This is a genomic window from Nitrosomonas marina, assembly GCF_900111605.1.
Classification (GTDB): Bacteria; Pseudomonadota; Gammaproteobacteria; order Burkholderiales; family Nitrosomonadaceae; genus Nitrosomonas; species Nitrosomonas marina_A.
Map to the genome: position 1 here is coordinate 63,653 of NZ_FOIA01000005.1, position 15,455 is coordinate 79,107.

The 15,455-nt window shown below is 48.6% G+C and carries 16 protein-coding genes; 10 read left to right on the forward strand and 6 right to left on the reverse strand.

What is annotated here, in order from left to right:
- Positions 1–4 precede the first annotated feature (4 nt).
- From BMY62_RS03620 to BMY62_RS03645, 6 genes are all read right to left on the reverse strand, one after another.
- Entirely contained in the window at positions 5–655 is a 651-nt protein-coding gene (locus tag BMY62_RS03620) for a phosphatidylserine decarboxylase (protein WP_090656760.1), read from the reverse strand.
- 62 nt (positions 656–717) lie between these two features.
- Entirely contained in the window at positions 718–1,734 is a 1,017-nt protein-coding gene (gene ilvC, locus BMY62_RS03625; protein ID WP_090656761.1) for a ketol-acid reductoisomerase, read from the reverse strand.
- 96 nt (positions 1,735–1,830) lie between these two features.
- Positions 1,831–2,322 carry an acetolactate synthase small subunit gene (gene ilvN / locus BMY62_RS03630; RefSeq protein WP_090656762.1) on the reverse strand — a complete coding sequence of 164 codons (492 nt, stop codon included), beginning with the start codon at positions 2,320–2,322 and terminating at the stop codon, positions 1,831–1,833.
- 5 nt (positions 2,323–2,327) lie between these two features.
- Positions 2,328–4,031 carry an acetolactate synthase 3 catalytic subunit gene (locus BMY62_RS03635; RefSeq protein WP_090656763.1) on the reverse strand — a complete coding sequence of 568 codons (1,704 nt, stop codon included), beginning with the start codon at positions 4,029–4,031 and terminating at the stop codon, positions 2,328–2,330.
- Positions 4,032–4,088: 57 nt separating this feature from the next.
- Positions 4,089–5,549 (reverse strand): metalloprotease TldD, encoded by a 1,461-nt coding sequence (gene tldD / locus BMY62_RS03640; RefSeq protein ID WP_090656764.1) that lies wholly within the window; start codon positions 5,547–5,549, stop codon positions 4,089–4,091.
- 52 nt (positions 5,550–5,601) lie between these two features.
- Positions 5,602–6,459 (reverse strand): carbon-nitrogen hydrolase family protein, encoded by an 858-nt coding sequence (locus BMY62_RS03645; RefSeq protein WP_090656881.1) that lies wholly within the window; start codon positions 6,457–6,459, stop codon positions 5,602–5,604.
- Between the two features lie 256 nt (positions 6,460–6,715).
- On the opposite strand from BMY62_RS03645, the gene glnE reads away from it, so the two are divergent.
- The 10 genes from glnE to BMY62_RS03695 all read left to right on the forward strand — a co-directional run bounded on the left by glnE (position 6,716) and on the right by BMY62_RS03695 (position 15,437).
- Positions 6,716–9,520: a bifunctional [glutamate--ammonia ligase]-adenylyl-L-tyrosine phosphorylase/[glutamate--ammonia-ligase] adenylyltransferase gene (gene glnE, locus BMY62_RS03650; protein WP_090656766.1), complete on the forward strand. Its 2,805-nt coding sequence runs from the start codon at positions 6,716–6,718 to the stop codon at positions 9,518–9,520.
- A 63-nt stretch (positions 9,521–9,583) separates the two neighbouring features.
- Positions 9,584–10,087 (forward strand): pilin, encoded by a 504-nt coding sequence (locus BMY62_RS03655; RefSeq protein WP_371264063.1) that lies wholly within the window; start codon positions 9,584–9,586, stop codon positions 10,085–10,087.
- 151 nt (positions 10,088–10,238) lie between these two features.
- Positions 10,239–11,324, forward strand: coding sequence for a histidinol-phosphate transaminase (gene hisC / locus BMY62_RS03660; protein ID WP_090656771.1), 1,086 nt, complete (start codon positions 10,239–10,241; stop codon positions 11,322–11,324).
- Between the two features lie 60 nt (positions 11,325–11,384).
- Positions 11,385–11,972 carry an imidazoleglycerol-phosphate dehydratase HisB gene (hisB, locus tag BMY62_RS03665; RefSeq protein ID WP_090656786.1) on the forward strand — a complete coding sequence of 196 codons (588 nt, stop codon included), beginning with the start codon at positions 11,385–11,387 and terminating at the stop codon, positions 11,970–11,972.
- A gap of 31 nt (positions 11,973–12,003) precedes the next feature.
- A complete protein-coding gene (gene hisH / locus BMY62_RS03670) occupies positions 12,004–12,648 on the forward strand; it encodes an imidazole glycerol phosphate synthase subunit HisH (RefSeq protein ID WP_090656788.1) in 645 nt (214 codons plus the stop codon).
- A 70-nt stretch (positions 12,649–12,718) separates the two neighbouring features.
- Entirely contained in the window at positions 12,719–13,471 is a 753-nt protein-coding gene (gene hisA, locus BMY62_RS03675) for a 1-(5-phosphoribosyl)-5-[(5-phosphoribosylamino)methylideneamino]imidazole-4-carboxamide isomerase (RefSeq protein WP_090656790.1), read from the forward strand.
- 69 nt (positions 13,472–13,540) lie between these two features.
- Positions 13,541–14,314 carry an imidazole glycerol phosphate synthase subunit HisF gene (hisF, locus tag BMY62_RS03680; RefSeq protein ID WP_090656792.1) on the forward strand — a complete coding sequence of 258 codons (774 nt, stop codon included), beginning with the start codon at positions 13,541–13,543 and terminating at the stop codon, positions 14,312–14,314.
- 39 nt (positions 14,315–14,353) lie between these two features.
- Positions 14,354–14,743 (forward strand): phosphoribosyl-AMP cyclohydrolase, encoded by a 390-nt coding sequence (gene hisI / locus BMY62_RS03685; RefSeq protein ID WP_090656797.1) that lies wholly within the window; start codon positions 14,354–14,356, stop codon positions 14,741–14,743.
- Complete coding sequence (locus tag BMY62_RS03690; RefSeq protein ID WP_090656799.1) at positions 14,743–15,075, forward strand: phosphoribosyl-ATP diphosphatase; 333 nt, start codon at positions 14,743–14,745, stop codon at positions 15,073–15,075. Before hisI ends, BMY62_RS03690 begins: the two co-directional genes overlap by 1 nt.
- A gap of 2 nt (positions 15,076–15,077) precedes the next feature.
- Positions 15,078–15,437 carry a histidine triad nucleotide-binding protein gene (locus BMY62_RS03695; protein ID WP_371264064.1) on the forward strand — a complete coding sequence of 120 codons (360 nt, stop codon included), beginning with the start codon at positions 15,078–15,080 and terminating at the stop codon, positions 15,435–15,437.
- Positions 15,438–15,455 lie beyond the last annotated feature (18 nt).

Genomic DNA, 15,455 nt, shown 5'->3' on the forward strand with positions numbered 1-15,455 from the left:
GGTTTTATGCTTTTCTAAGCTCTGCCAATACTGTTGTCGTCGCGTACACCTTATCACCGATATTGACGTTAATTTTGGTTTCGGGCGGCAGATATACATCAACACGCGAACCAAACCGAATGAATCCAAATCGTTGACCTTTAGACAGATGATCACCAGGTACTACACTGCATAATATTCGCTTGGCAATAAGGCCCGCCACCTGCACACACGTCACATCAGAGCCGTCATCAGTTTTGATCCATAATGCGTTACGCTCATTTTCCAGAGAAGCTTTGGGTAAATCCGCATTAAAAAATTTTCCGGGGAAATACCATTTATCATGGACATCACCCTCAACCGGACTACGGTTGGAATGTACATTGAAAACATTCATAAACACGCTGACTTTGACGGCTTCTCGGTTTAAATAAGGATCGTGCACCTGCTCTACAGCAACGATCCTGCCATCGGCTGGTGACAGCACCGCGTTGGGAACCAGCGGTACTTCACGCGGTGGGTCACGGAAAAACTGCAACACAAAAACAGCGATTAACCAGAAAAATACCGCCCAGATAAAACCGGCGTAAATATTTACCAGGATAGCGGCCAGAAAAGCAATCGCGATAAAAAGCCAGCCTTCTCTGGCAATCAATGGATGCGGATAATTTGACATAAGACTCTATAACAAAAAGTGTGTAGTAACCAACATAACCTTAATGATCGCATCACATCGAATTAGTTCTTACCTTGATCGACCAGCTGGTTCTTTTTAATCCATGGCATCATAGCGCGCAGTTGGGTGCCTACCTGTTCAATTTGATGCTCGGACGCGAGGCGTCTGCTTGATTTCAACATCGATGCACCTGACTGGTTTTCAAGAATGAATTCACGGGCATATTCACCAGTCTGTATCTGGCGCAGAATGTTTCGCATCTCGGCACGTGTCTCCTCCGTGATGATTCGTGGCCCTCTTGAAATATCACCATATTCAGCATTGTTAGAAATCGAATAACGCATATTGGCAATGCCGCCTTCGTAAATCAAATCCACAATTAATTTCACTTCGTGCAGACACTCGAAATAGGCCATTTCCGGCGCGTAGCCTGCTTCAACCAGCGTCTCAAATCCGGTTTGAATCAATGCTGTCAGTCCACCGCATAAAACGACCTGCTCCCCGAACAAATCCGTTTCCGTTTCTTCGCGGAAACTTGTTTCAATAACGCCCCCGCGAGTACCGCCATTCGCAGCCGCATACGACAATGCCACATCTCTGGCTTGACCGGATTTATCCTGATGTACCGCGATCAGCGACGGCACACCGCCACCCTGAAGATATGTTGAACGAACCAGATGACCAGGTCCCTTTGGTGCAATCATAATCACATCCAGATCATCGCGTGGAGAGATCTGGCCATAGTGAATGTTGAAGCCATGCGCAAAAGCCAATGTGGCATTTTGCTTTAATCCGGGCTCAATTTCGTTGACATAGACGGACGCCATTTGTTCGTCGGGCAATAGCACCATGACAACATCCGCATCCTTGACTGAATCCGCTACATCCTTGACGTTCAGCCCTGCTTTTTCAGCCTTTCCCCAGGATGCTCCCCCTTTACGCAGTCCAACTGTTACCTGAACACCGGATTCACTCAGGTTATTTGCATGTGCATGTCCTTGTGAGCCATAACCGACAATGGTTACTTTTTTTTGTTTGATCAAAGATAAATCTGCATCTTTATCGTAAAAAACTTTCATTATTTCCCTTTATAATTAATTACAATCAGCCAAAGCTAGGCAAGCGGTTTCCAGTCTCGAGTAACTGAACCGCCATCTTTTGAGAATAAACGCAGATTATACCTTCAAAACCCAATCTCCGCGTCCGATACCGGAAGCACCCGTTCGAACTGTCTCTAAAACGGCGCTATTATCAATAGCTTCCAGAAATGCATCCAGCTTGGAGCTTGTCCCCGTCACTTCAATCGTATACGATTTATCCGTAACATCGATAATGCAGCCGCGAAAAATATCGGCCAGTCGTTTTATTTCATCACGATCTACACCGACTGCTTTTACTTTTACCAGCATCAGCTCACGTTCAATATGATTTCCATCGCTCAGGTCAATCACTTTAACAATTTCAATCAACTTGTTAAGCTGCTTCGTAACCTGCTCAATCACTTCGTCGGACCCAGATGTTACCAGTGTCATTCGAGATAACGTCGGATCTTCGGTAGGCGCCACCGAGAGCGATTCAATATTATACCCTCGAGCAGAGAAAAGGCCTGCTACACGAGATAACGCGCCCGCTTCATTTTCCATTAACAGTGAAATAATATGTCGCATTTGTTTTATACCAGAATCATTTCCGAGAGGCCTTTACCCCCCGGCACCATTGGGAACACATTCTCAGTCTGGTCAGTAATAAAGTCCAGAAATACCAGCTGATCCTTAAGCTTGAATGCTTCCTGCAACGCACCCTCCACATCTTCAGGACGCTCTATCCGTATACCGACATGGCCGTAGCTTTCCGCAAGCTTGATAAAATCAGGCAATGCATCCATATAGGACTCGGCATAACGGTTACCGTGAAAAAATTCCTGCCATTGCCGCACCATACCCATATAGCGGTTATTCAAATTAACGATTTTTAGCGGCAGTTTATACTGCTTGCATGTCGATAATTCCTGTATGCACATTTGAATGCTGGCTTCACCCGTTATACATGCAACCTTACCTTTGGGATTGGCAAGCTGCACCCCCATGGCGGCTGGCATTCCAAAACCCATCGTGCCTAAGCCACCCGAATTAATCCATCGACGCGGCTTATCAAATTTGTAGAACTGTGCAGCCCACATTTGATGCTGTCCAACATCGGAGGTTACAAACGCATCTCCCTTGGTAATCTCATAAAGTTTCTCGACGACCATCTGTGGCTTGATTATTTCACTTTGTCTGTCGAACTTGAGACAGTCGCGCTCGCGCCATAAATCTATCTGCTTCCACCATTCAGCTAATGCAGTCTGATCCGGATCTTCCTTGGTGCTTTTTAGCAATTTTATTAATTCCTTCAGGACATCAGGTACATTTCCAACAATCGGTATATCGACTTTTACACGCTTTGAAATCGACGACGGGTCAATATCAATATGGATGATTTTCCGGTTTTCATTGTAAAAATGTTTGGGATTCCCGATGACACGATCATCAAAACGCGCTCCAATGGCAATCAGTACGTCACAATACTGCATCGCCATATTGGCCTCGTACGTACCATGCATACCCAGCATACCGATAAACTGCTTGTCCGTGGCTGGAAAACCGCCCAGCCCCATTAATGTATTGGTACAGGGAAAATCCAGCATTTTAACCAGTTCGGTCAACTGCTTCGCGGCATCACTGAGAATAACGCCACCACCGGTGTAAACAACCGGCCTTTTCGCACTCAGAATCAGTTCCACTGCTTTTTTGACTTGCTTCAGATTACCCCGAATGACAGGATTATATGAACGCATCGAAATTTTTTCCGGGTATGTGAAGGTCATTTTCTGCTGTGTCACATCCTTGGGAATATCAACCAGCACCGGGCCAGGCCGACCGGTTGCCGCTATATAAAACGCTTTTTTTATCGTATTGGCCAATTCACTGATATCATTGACTAAAAAGTTATGCTTTACACAGGGGCGTGTGATGCCAACGGTATCGACTTCCTGAAAAGCATCCAGCCCGATCGCATTGGTTGGTACCTGTCCGCTGATCACAACCATGGGAATCGAGTCCATGTAGGCTGTTGCGATGCCTGTAACGGCATTGGTTACACCTGGCCCTGATGTCACCAGCGCCACGCCCACTTTATTGCTGGACCGAGCATATCCGTCAGCCGCATGCACTGCAGCCTGCTCATGTCTGACGAGAATATGCCTTACTTTGTCCTGCTTGAACAATTCATCGTAAATAAACAGTACTGCCCCACCCGGATAGCCGAAAATACAATCAACTCCCTCCGCTTGCAGGCAGCGAATTGTAATCTCCGCTCCGGTTAATTCCTCATTCATCCTGTTTGCATCCCAAAATCAATTTCTGTTAAATATAAAATACCCTTTTATCAGCGGTTATTCATGTCCTGTACCGCCCACTGTAAGGCCGTCAACACGCAGTGTTGGCTGGCCCACACCAACAGGAACGCTTTGCCCGTCTTTACCGCAGGTACCAACACCCGGATCCAAAGACAAATCATTTCCGATCATGGATACACGGGTCAGCACATCGGGCCCGTTGCCTATCAGTGTCGCACCTTTTACCGGGCTGGTAATCTTACCATTTTCTATCAGATAGGCCTCGGCGGCGGAAAAAACAAATTTACCACTGGTAATGTCTACTTGACCGCCACCGAAGTTGACGGCATAAAGCCCGTCTTTAACGGATGCAATAATCTCCTCTACATCCATATTGCCATTATGCATGTAGGTGTTCGTCATGCGAGGCATCGGAATATGTGCAAAAGACTCACGACGCCCGTTTCCCGTGACCGGCAGATTCATCAGGCGCGCGTTCAAACTGTCTTGCATATAGCCCCGTAGAATGCCATCTTCGATGAGTGTCGTACACCGCGTGGGATTACCCTCGTCATCAATATTCAAAGAACCTCTTCTGCGCGGGATCGTTCCGTCATCCACCACAGTGACGCCCGGAGCTGCTACGCGCTGCCCAATTCGTCCTGAAAACGCTGAACTTCCTTTACGATTGAAATCACCCTCGAGACCGTGCCCGATCGCTTCATGCAGCAATATGCCAGGCCAGCCGCTGCCTAGAACAACTGTCATCGTTCCTGCCGGCGCAGCGCGCGCTTCGAGATTCGTTACAGCCTGATGCACTGCCTTTGCCGCATATTCCTGTAATACGGCATCTGAAAAATAATCATAGTCAAACCGGCCACCTCCGCCGGCCACACCTTGTTCCCTGCGTCCATTCTCCTCGGCAATAACCTGCAACGACAAACGTACAAGCGGCCTGACATCGGCAGCCAGCACACCGTCACTTCTCGTCACCAGAATGACCTCATATTCACCGGCAAGAGACGCCATCACCTGAATCACACGCGTATCCTGTGCACGGGCAAGCTTTTCAAGTCTTTCCAGGATTGAAATCTTATCTGTATCGCCCAGACTCAACAAAGGATCTTCGGGTGCATACAATAAAGACCGGCCTTGAATATTCACACTTCGGCCTACTTTTACCGATCGATTTTCTCCCTGATTTGCGATCGCCCGCGTCGCTTTTGCGGCTGACTCCAGCGCTGCCATACTGATATCGTCTGAATACGCAAAAGCCGTTTTGTCACCGCTGATTGCCCGTACACCGACGCCCTGCTCGATATTAAAACTGCCGGACTTGACAATACCCTCTTCCAGCACCCAGCTCTCCGAGCGGTGATACTGAAAATACAAATCCGCATAATCAATTTGATGCCTGAGTAACTGGCCGAAAACCTGCTGCAGGTTATTTGTGTCGATATTATAAGGCGATAACAAGCAATTATCAGCTATAACAAAAAAATCGGATGCTTCGGTCATGATCTCACTATTCGTTTTTGTTTGAATTCAACCAGCATAATCGCGGTTATGGTTACATATAATGCAGTTTACGATGTTTGAGCGCCGGCAGACTTTTACGTATCCGGGCCTGGTATTCCGGATCCAGTTTAGCCACGACCGCACCCGATCCTCGCGGCAGACGTTTAATAACACACCCCCAGGGATCCACAATCATACTGTCCCCATTGGTTTCGCGCCCATTGACATGATACCCGCCCTGCGCTGGAGCAATTACATATGCCAGATTTTCAATTGCACGGGCACGCAGCAGAACTTCCCAGTGCGCTTTACCGGTAACAGCGGTAAACGCCGCGGGTGCAAGAATGATATCTACAGCTTCCATCCTGCGATAAAGTTCCGGAAACCGTAGATCATAACAGATCGACAACCCGATTCGGCCAAAAGGGGAATCCAGGGTCACAATTTCATCACCTGCCATGATGGTTTTATCCTCCGCATAGTTTTCCTGTCCCATGCTCAAACCAAACAGATGAATTTTGTCGTATCGCGCTGCCAGGCTGCCATCGTCAGCATATACCAGACAGCTATTGTAGACTTTATTCGGATCGGGAGAAACCAGGGGCACAGAACCACCGACCAGCCATATGCCGAAACGTTTTGCAGTTTCGCTGAGAAACTTCTGGATCGGTCCGTCCTCAAACTGTTCCATCACCAATAGCTTATCTGCATCCTTCATCCCCATAATGCAGAAATACTCTGGCAATACAACCAGTCTTGCCTGCTGCGAAACTGCATCTTCAATATGCCGTGCTGCTTCTTCCAGATTCGCATCAACACTGGGGCCCGACGCCATTTGTATGGCTGCAACCAGGAATCCCTTGCCATCTTCGGAGGCAACATGGCTATAATTTTCAGGATCGTTCAACATGGTCACACAATTTTTATTTTCAACTATCTTATTCTTATAAAAATACCGGGGTTTTAGTCGCAAATTGATTGACACGCAAATCAATCGGCGCGACATGCTTCGCACTAAAACCAAACACTGATTCTAACATCTACTCTGGTGTGATTCTATTTTCAATTATCCGATGACATTATTTTGTTTTATACAATTCAAAAACAGCAACATATAACTAAGCACCATTTTTTCGGAAATCATTTTACTAGCGTTACAATAAGCCATGAACACAAACAATCCGACAATCACTATTGATTTCGAGCAGGCAATCTCCTTCAGCCGGTTTCTTCAGCGTATTATCAACAGCGATCCTTCGCAAAAAGCCAGGCTACTCAGCAGCGCATCCCGCCCTTTCCACAAGACCGAAATGCAGGATTTTTTGCAGTGTGGCACCAACATCGCTGTACATGATGAATTCGGGTTAAACAGCATTTTGCGCATATTGCGCAGACAGGTCATATCGCGGCTGGCTGTTCGCGATATCAGCGGACACGCCGAACTGGCAGAAGTGATGTCAACCATGACCGATCTGGCTGAAATCAGTATCAACTACGCGCTCAGCCACCATGAAAAATGGCTGTCCGCTCCCGAGCGTTTCGGTTCGCCAAAAAAGAAAGGCACTAACCAGTCTCAGCAATTGCTGGTCGTCGCCATGGGCAAACTCGGCGGTCGCGAACTCAATGTATCCTCCGACGTCGATCTGATATTCGTATATCCTGAAGATGGTAAAACCGATGGAAAGAAATCCATTTCGAATCATGAATTCTTTGCACGCCTAGGCCGAAAGTTAATCGCCAGTTTGAACGACTACACCGTTGACGGATATGTTTTCAGGGTCGATATGCGGCTGCGTCCGCATGGCGAGTGCAGTCCACTGGCAATCAGTTTCGATATGCTGAAAGAATATTTTCAGACGCAAGGGCGTGAATGGGAGCGCCATGCATGGATCAAGGGGCGCGTGATTTCCGAAAACACATCTGTAGACGATGAATCCAGACTGATGGAACAAGTCGTCAAACCATTTGTATTTCGCAAGTACCTGGATTTCGGCGCATACGCTTCAATGCGCAGTCTGCACAGACAGGTGCGTAAAGAGGTGGAACGCCGTGAAATGCACGACAACATCAAGCTGGGCCCGGGCGGCATTCGTGAAATTGAATTCATCACACAGGTTTTTCAACTGATACGCGGCGGACATGACGTCGACCTGTGCATCCGTCCGACACTGGACGTTCTGCAGCAGTTGCAGCGAAAACAGCAGCTACCCGTCCAAACAGTCACAGAACTGGTGGATGCATACCGTTTTTTACGCAAGCTTGAACACCGTCTGCAATTTCTCGACGACCAGCAAACGCAGACACTGCCAGGCAGCAATGAAGATCGGGAGATTATCGCAACATCAATGGGATTTCAAAGCTACGAAAAGTTTTTGCAGCAACTCGAAGTCCACCGCATGCATGTTTCTCATCATTTTGAGCTGATCTTTGCAGCGCCTAAAAAATCACCCACGCACGATATTTTGTCGCACCTGTGGCAAGCCCAGCCGGAGAATGCAGCGCAAAAAGAGGCTGCTGCATCACAATTGAGCACGCTGGGTTTCGACGAGCCCACAAAAATCTCTGAACGTGTACAACAGTTCTATCAAAGCCAGTTTTATCTGCAGCTGCCCGAACTGAGTCAGCACAAGATCCGCATGCTGTTGCCCGCCATGATTGAGACAATTGTCCGGTTTCCACCCGTGGAAACCACGCTGGAACGCATGCTCAAACTGCTTGAAGCCATCAGTTCGCAGAAATCATCGCCGGCATCCTACCTGACGCTCCTGCTGGAGCACCCCGATACACTGCCGCGCGTGGCCAAACTTGTCAGCATCAGTCAATGGGCCAGCGATTACCTGGGCAGGCATCCAATTGTACTCGATGAACTGTTGCGGCATCAGGAGCCCAACCCCCTGCCGGACTGGGAAGCACTGAAAAACGAGCTGGCTTCCCAGCTCAATCATGTCAACAAGCCTAAAAGTGACGTAATTGGGTGGCAAATGGACCATTTGCGTCACTTTCAGCATGCGCAGGTCTTTCGATTGCTGGCGACAGACCTGGAAGGTTCGCTTAAACTGGAAACGTTAAGCGATCATTTGACCGCACTGGCAGATCTGGTTCTGGAAACCGTGCTGATACTGGCCTGGAACGGTCTCAGAAAGCGACATCGTAACACACCGCGCTTCGCCATCATTGGTTACGGCAAGCTGGGCGGTAAAGAACTCGGCTATGCGTCCGACCTCGATATTGTTTTTTTGTTTGACGACGACCACCCCGATGCAGCGGAAACATATACAAAACTGGCACACAGCGTCAATACCTGGCTCACCAGCCAGACGTCGGCCGGATTGCTTTATGCCACTGATTTACGTCTCAGGCCCAACGGCAACAGCGGCTTGTGGGTACATTCAATCGAGGCCTTTTCGCAATACCAGCACGGCCAGGCATGGGTCTGGGAACATCAGGCCCTGACCCGCGCCCGCTGCGCCGCCGGCGACGGGGAAGTTGCGCAGGCCTTTGAATCAACAAGAAAAGAAATACTTTGCCGGCAACGTGATTTACAGCAACTGAAAGAGAACATATTATCCATGCGCGAAAAAATGCGCGACGCGCACCCTAACCAGACTGCACTGTTTGACATCAAACACGACCGTGGCGGCATTATTGACGTGGAATTTATCGTACAATTCCTCATCCTCGGTCATGCACACCGACACCCCGAACTGACGGGCAACATCGGTAATATCGCGTTACTGAAACTGGCTGCGCAACTGAACCTGATCTCGGCCGAAAACGCGGAGAAAGCCCGCCGCGCTTATCGCGAATTCCGTCGCACCCAGCACCGCCAGCGGCTCAACAGCGACGACAACCTGACAGGCACGCCTACAACCGACGGCACTGTGCAGGCACTTAACCGTGTCGAAACCGAGCAGTTAAACGACGGCCGCCTTGCCGTTATCGCGCTGTGGAATGAAGTTTTTGGCAATTAAAAAGATGTTAGAACAAAAACTGGCACGATTCCTGCTTTTAATAAATCACACACACTGTGTGGAATGAAAAAAACTAATTTTAGGAGACTCAACATGCACAAAACACAACAAGGTTTTACATTGATTGAATTGATGATCGTTGTCGCGATTATCGGTATTCTGGCTGCGATTGCAGTACCTGCTTATCAAAACTACACATTGAAAGCCAGATATACAGAGGTTATAAATGCTACAGCTCCATACAAAACCGCTGTCGAGGTATGTTTCCAAACGGGTGGCTGCAATAATGCCGGCGCAGTTCAGGTTCCAGCAACCGGTACAACAGGAGCCGCATCTCGAGCACTATTTGGTGTACCTAATGATCTGGCAGTTGCAACAGGACAAGTTGGAGGTATCGTTGTTGATAATGCGGGTGTAATAACAGCCACGCCAGTTGCTTCTAATGGCATTACAGCTGCTGACACATACGTGCTTACACCTGTACCTGTTGCTGGGGCTGGCACACTCACTTGGCAGATTACTGGAGGCTGCCAAACATCTACAGCAACTGCAAGCTCCATTTGCTAAAACATATTTCGCTTCACAGCAATATGCACACCCCGTAACAGGGGTGTTTTTTTATATACTGACGGCTACCAATCAGGATCATAAAAATTTCCTCTACACTTATTATTCGTTTTTGCAACAAAATTTGCCCCATCCAAGTTAAAATGCCGGAATGCCACATTCTTATAACCCATCCGACATTATCCGTCCTGAAGTTCTCGCGCTGAAGGCCTACCATGTTCCGCCGGCAACCGGCATGGTCAAGCTTGATGCAATGGAAAATCCGTATGCGTTACCGCAGGCTTTGCAAAGCGAGATCTCGAGCATTGCAGCTGCCGCACCGATCAACCGCTACCCCGATCCGAACGCAACTGATTTGAAAACGGCGCTGCGCAAAGCGCTGATAATTCCGGACCAAATGGATGTCATGCTCGGCAACGGTTCTGATGAAATCATCCAGATTATTGCCATGGCGACAGCACGGCCCGGCGCCATTGTGATGAGTGTTGAACCTGCGTTTGTCATGTTTCGCATGATTGCGACGTTTGCCAACATGCAGTACACAGGCGTGCCTTTGACTGCGGATTTTGCACTTGACCTCGACGCCATGCTGGAAGCCATAGCACGCCATCATCCGGCTGTTATTTTTCTCGCCTATCCCAACAACCCAACCGGCAACCTGTTTGACGAAAGCACCATACTGAAAATTATTGAGGCAACGCCCGGAATCGTGGTGATCGACGAAGCGTATCACGCGTTTGCCGATGCCAGTGTCATAGGCAAGCTGGCTGATTACCCCAATCTGCTGCTGATGCGCACATTGTCCAAGCTTGGACTGGCGGGGCTGCGGCTGGGGTTGCTCATTGGCCGCCCGGCGTGGCTGTCCGAATTTGAAAAACTGCGCCTGCCGTATAACGTCAGCATATTGACGCAACGCGTCACACAAACAGTGTTACGCCACATGGATGTACTGCTGAATCAAGCGGAACTTATCAAAAACGAACGTGTGCGATTGCACGCACAGTTAAGCGCCATCGATGGATTGAAGGTATTTCCTTCGGACGCCAATTTCATCCTGTTTCGTGTCAATAATGCCGGTGATCTGTTTCATAAGCTTAAACAGCGCAATATTTTAATTAAAAATCTTGATCGCACGCATGCCTTGTTGGATAATTGCCTGCGTGTTACAGTTGGCACGCCAGAAGAAAACACACAATTCATTACAGCATTAAAAACATTATTATTAAGTGTTAAGTGAATAAATTCAGATTCAACCAATCCCGGTCCGCAAAACCTGCTTCAATAACCTTGTTGATCCATGCGCCAGGCCCAAGTCACACGTAACACGCTGGAGACCCAGATCGCGGTCAGCCTGAATCTGGATGGCAGCGGCCACGCCGTAATGAATACAGGTGTACCGTTTCTGGAACACATGCTCGACCAGATCGCACGTCATGGCATGCTGGATCTGGAAATTTCGGCCAAAGGCGATCTGCATATCGACGCGCACCATACCGTTGAAGACATCGGCATTACTCTCGGCCAGGCTTTCACCAGGGCACTCGGTGACAAAAAAGGCGTCCGCCGCTACGGACATGCGTATGTGCCGCTTGATGAAGCGCTTTCCCGCGTTGTCATCGATTTGTCAGGGCGCCCCGGCCTGTCGTTGAATGCCGAATTCGTCCGGGCCCGTATTGGCGATTTCGATGTCGACCTGATCAATGAATTTTTTCAGGGCTTCGTCAACCATGCACTGGTTACTTTGCATATCGATAATCTGGCCGGTAAAAATGCACACCATCAGGCAGAAACCATATTCAAGGCCTTTGGCCGCGCGCTGCGAATGGCACTCGAATATGACCAGAAAGCCGTTGACGTCGTCCCATCAACCAAAGGCATGTTATAAGCTGATCTCATTCTTCCCTTTTTAACCAGCAATGACCGATATAGCAGTAGTTGATTACGGAATGGGAAACCTGCGGTCCGTCCATAAGGCACTCGAGCATGTTGCGCCTGAGGCCACGGTCACCGTGACCAGTGATCCGGCAGTTGTCGGTCGCGCACAGCGGGTTGTCGTCCCCGGTCAGGGAGCGATGCCAAACTGCATGCATGCGCTGAACACACACGGGCTACACGACGCAGTCGTGCAGGCGGCCCAAAACAAACCGTTCCTTGGTATCTGCATCGGCCTGCAGATGCTGTTCGAGGAAAGTGAAGAAGGTCATGTCAGGGGGTTAAGTATTCTGCCCGGCAAAGTTGTACATTTCCCCGCAGCAGCCATGACGATGCCTGACGGGCAAAAACTTAAAGTACCCCATATGGGCTGGAACCAGGTATTCCACACGCATGACCATCCGCTCTGGTCGGATATTGCCAACGATGAACGGTTTTATTTTGTCCACAGCTATTATGTTGACACACCGGACTCCACCATTATTGCCGCACAGAGCCATTATCCGTTTGCATTTACCTGCGCAGTTGCAAAAAACAACATTTTCGCGGTACAGTTTCATCCTGAAAAAAGTGATCATACGGGACTGACGCTTTTACGCAACTTTACAAGATGGACTCCGGAAACCTGAAATTGCCTTCTTTCGTACAAGTAGGTACAGACAAACTCGGTTTAACAACTCAACTCTTGATGAATTTGGCATGCTGATTATTCCTGCAATTGATCTAAAAGATGGACACTGTGTACGTCTGAAACAAGGCGTGATGGAAAACGCCACCGTCTTCTCGGAAAACCCGGGAGAAATGGCAGCACACTGGCTGGACCAGGGCGCACGACGATTGCATCTGGTTGACCTGAATGGCGCATTTGCCGGTAAACCCAAAAATAAAAATGCGATTCGGGAAATCGTACAGGCGATCGACAACCAAATCCCGATTCAACTGGGTGGCGGTATCCGCGATCTGGATACCATAGAGAGCTATCTTGACGAAGGTGTCAGTTATATCATTATCGGTACGGCCGCAGTCAAGATTCCCGGTTTTTTGCACGACGCCTGTAACGCATTCCCAGGTCATATCCTGGTCGGACTTGATGCAAAAGAGGGCAAGGTCGCGGTAGACGGATGGTCTAAAGTCACCGGCCATGACGTCATTGATCTGGCTGTTAAATTCGAGGATTACGGTGTTGAGGCCATTATTTATACCGATATCGGACGCGATGGCATGCTCAATGGCGTCAATGTCAAGGCGACTGTTGATCTGGCCAGCAAGCTGACCATCCCTGTCATCGCCAGCGGCGGCATTACTGATATGGAAGATGTGCGAACATTGTGCTCAATTGAAACTGAAGGTGTCATGGGCGCAATCACTGGCCGCGCGATTTATGAAGGCACGCTGGATTTTAAAGCTGCGCAGGCACTCGCCGACGAACTCCGCAAGAGCTACGGTTTCTGATAACGTTGCCTTACTGTTTTCGTTGCTGCATGCACTTTCCTAAACTTTCCCTTTACAGGCATCCAACCCATGGGTCTTGCTAAACGAATTATTCCGTGTCTTGACGTCACCAATGGACGCGTTGTAAAAGGTGTTAACTTTGTCGAGTTACGCGATGCCGGCGATCCTGTCGAAATTGCACGCCGCTACGATGAACAGGGCGCGGATGAATTGACTTTTCTGGATATTACCGCCAGTTCGGACGACCGTGACCTGATTCTTCATATTATTGAAGCTGTGGCGTCGCAGGTTTTTATTCCGTTGACAGTTGGCGGGGGGATTCGAAAAGTTGAAGACGTGCGCAGACTGCTCAACGCCGGGGCCGACAAAGTCAGCATCAATACATCGGCTGTTCTTAATCCACAGTTGGTGTCCGACGCTTCGGACCACTACGGCGCACAGTGCATTGTGGTCGCGATTGATGCCAAGCGGGTTATCGTTGAAAATCACGAACCCCGCTGGGAGGTCTTCACACATGGAGGACGAAAACCAACAGGTATTGACGTGATTGAATGGGCCAATAAAATGCAGGCACTGGGCGCAGGCGAGATTCTGTTGACCAGCATGGACAGAGACGGTACGCGTAATGGTTTTGATATTGCACTGACGCGCGCTGTTGCAGACGCCATCGACATTCCTGTTATTGCCAGCGGCGGCGTTGGCAACCTGGACCATCTGGTTGATGGCATTCTGAATGGTCATGCGGACGCGGTACTGGCCGCCAGTATCTTTCATTATGGAGAATTCACCATCAACCAGGCCAAGCAGCGTATGGCCGATAATGGTATCGAAGTCCGCCTATAGTGATAGAATAAATCGAGATTATCTTATTATTTACACCCGATGACTTCGACATGGTTGAGTGAAATTAATTGGTCTGATGATGGACTGGTTCCGGTGATTGCGCAGGAAGCCGAAAGTGGAACAGTTTTAATGGTTGCCTGGATGAACCGGGATGCGCTTAAATTAACGGTTGAAAAAGGCGAAGCAGTCTACTGGTCCCGCTCTCGCAAAAAGCTCTGGCACAAGGGTGAAGAGTCAGGCCATACACAAAAAATAAAAGACATCCGCCTTGATTGCGACGGCGATGTTGTACTGTTAAGCGTAGAACAGAATGGCGGCATCGCCTGCCATACCGGCAGGCATCATTGCTTTTTCAGGAAACTTGAAAATAAACAATGGGTTATAACATCACCAATTCTAAAAAATCCGGATACGATTTATAAGAAATAATGCAACCTACCATACTGGATCGTTTGGCAGAAACCATCGAAACTCGCAAGCATGCTGATGCTGACAGTTCATATGTCGCAAAACTGCTTCACAGCGGGCATGATAAAATTCTAAAAAAAATTGCAGAGGAATCTGCAGAGACATTAATGGCTTCAAAAGATGGCGATGCGCAGCACGTTGTCCGGGAAACCGCGGATCTCTGGTTTCATTGTCTGATCCTGCTGGCATATCATGGATTGACGCCAGCAGACGTGCTACAGGAACTGGAAAGACGCGAAGGTGTTTCCGGCATCGTCGAAAAAGCCTCTCGGGATGCTGGTGAAAAAGGATAAACATGATGGAAAATGACGGCTGTATATTCTGCAAAATTGTACGCAAAGAAATTCCAGCACAGATCGTTTATGAGGATGATGATCTCATTGCATTTAATGATATTAATCCGGCTGCACCGGTACATTTTCTGATTATACCCAGAATGCACATTGCATCGCTCATGGAATGCGAAAAAACGCATCAGGCGATACTCGGAAAAATGCTATTATTGGCACCAGAGCTTGCGAAAGAACAGGGGTGTATTGAAGGCTTTCGCACGATTATTAATACTGGCCGTGTTGGTGGCCAGGAAGTTTTTCATTTGCATATCCATATTATCGGCAGTAAGGAGCGTCTGCCTGCCATGATGCAAAAAAGCTAATACTGTTCGATAGAACAC

Excerpts from the sequence above, each read along its gene's own strand:
- BMY62_RS03690 (WP_090656799.1), top strand. The coding sequence starts at position 14,743 with ATGCAACCTACCATACTGGATCGTTTGGCAGAAACCATCGAAACTCGC.
- hisH (WP_090656788.1), top strand. The coding sequence starts at position 12,004 with ATGACCGATATAGCAGTAGTTGATTACGGAATGGGAAACCTGCGGTCC.
- tldD (WP_090656764.1), bottom strand. The coding sequence starts at position 5,549 with ATGACCGAAGCATCCGATTTTTTTGTTATAGCTGATAATTGCTTGTTA.
- hisF (WP_090656792.1), top strand. The coding sequence starts at position 13,541 with ATGGGTCTTGCTAAACGAATTATTCCGTGTCTTGACGTCACCAATGGA.
- BMY62_RS03695 (WP_371264064.1), top strand. The coding sequence starts at position 15,078 with ATGATGGAAAATGACGGCTGTATATTCTGCAAAATTGTACGCAAAGAA.
- hisB (WP_090656786.1), top strand. The coding sequence starts at position 11,385 with ATGCGCCAGGCCCAAGTCACACGTAACACGCTGGAGACCCAGATCGCG.
- hisC (WP_090656771.1), top strand. The coding sequence starts at position 10,239 with ATGCCACATTCTTATAACCCATCCGACATTATCCGTCCTGAAGTTCTC.
- BMY62_RS03645 (WP_090656881.1), bottom strand. The coding sequence starts at position 6,459 with ATGTTGAACGATCCTGAAAATTATAGCCATGTTGCCTCCGAAGATGGC.
- ilvN (WP_090656762.1), bottom strand. The coding sequence starts at position 2,322 with ATGCGACATATTATTTCACTGTTAATGGAAAATGAAGCGGGCGCGTTA.
- glnE (WP_090656766.1), top strand. The coding sequence starts at position 6,716 with ATGAACACAAACAATCCGACAATCACTATTGATTTCGAGCAGGCAATC.
- BMY62_RS03655 (WP_371264063.1), top strand. The coding sequence starts at position 9,584 with ATGAAAAAAACTAATTTTAGGAGACTCAACATGCACAAAACACAACAA.
- BMY62_RS03635 (WP_090656763.1), bottom strand. The coding sequence starts at position 4,031 with ATGAATGAGGAATTAACCGGAGCGGAGATTACAATTCGCTGCCTGCAA.
- ilvC (WP_090656761.1), bottom strand. The coding sequence starts at position 1,734 with ATGAAAGTTTTTTACGATAAAGATGCAGATTTATCTTTGATCAAACAA.
- hisI (WP_090656797.1), top strand. The coding sequence starts at position 14,354 with ATGACTTCGACATGGTTGAGTGAAATTAATTGGTCTGATGATGGACTG.
- BMY62_RS03620 (WP_090656760.1), bottom strand. The coding sequence starts at position 655 with ATGTCAAATTATCCGCATCCATTGATTGCCAGAGAAGGCTGGCTTTTT.
- hisA (WP_090656790.1), top strand. The coding sequence starts at position 12,719 with ATGCTGATTATTCCTGCAATTGATCTAAAAGATGGACACTGTGTACGT.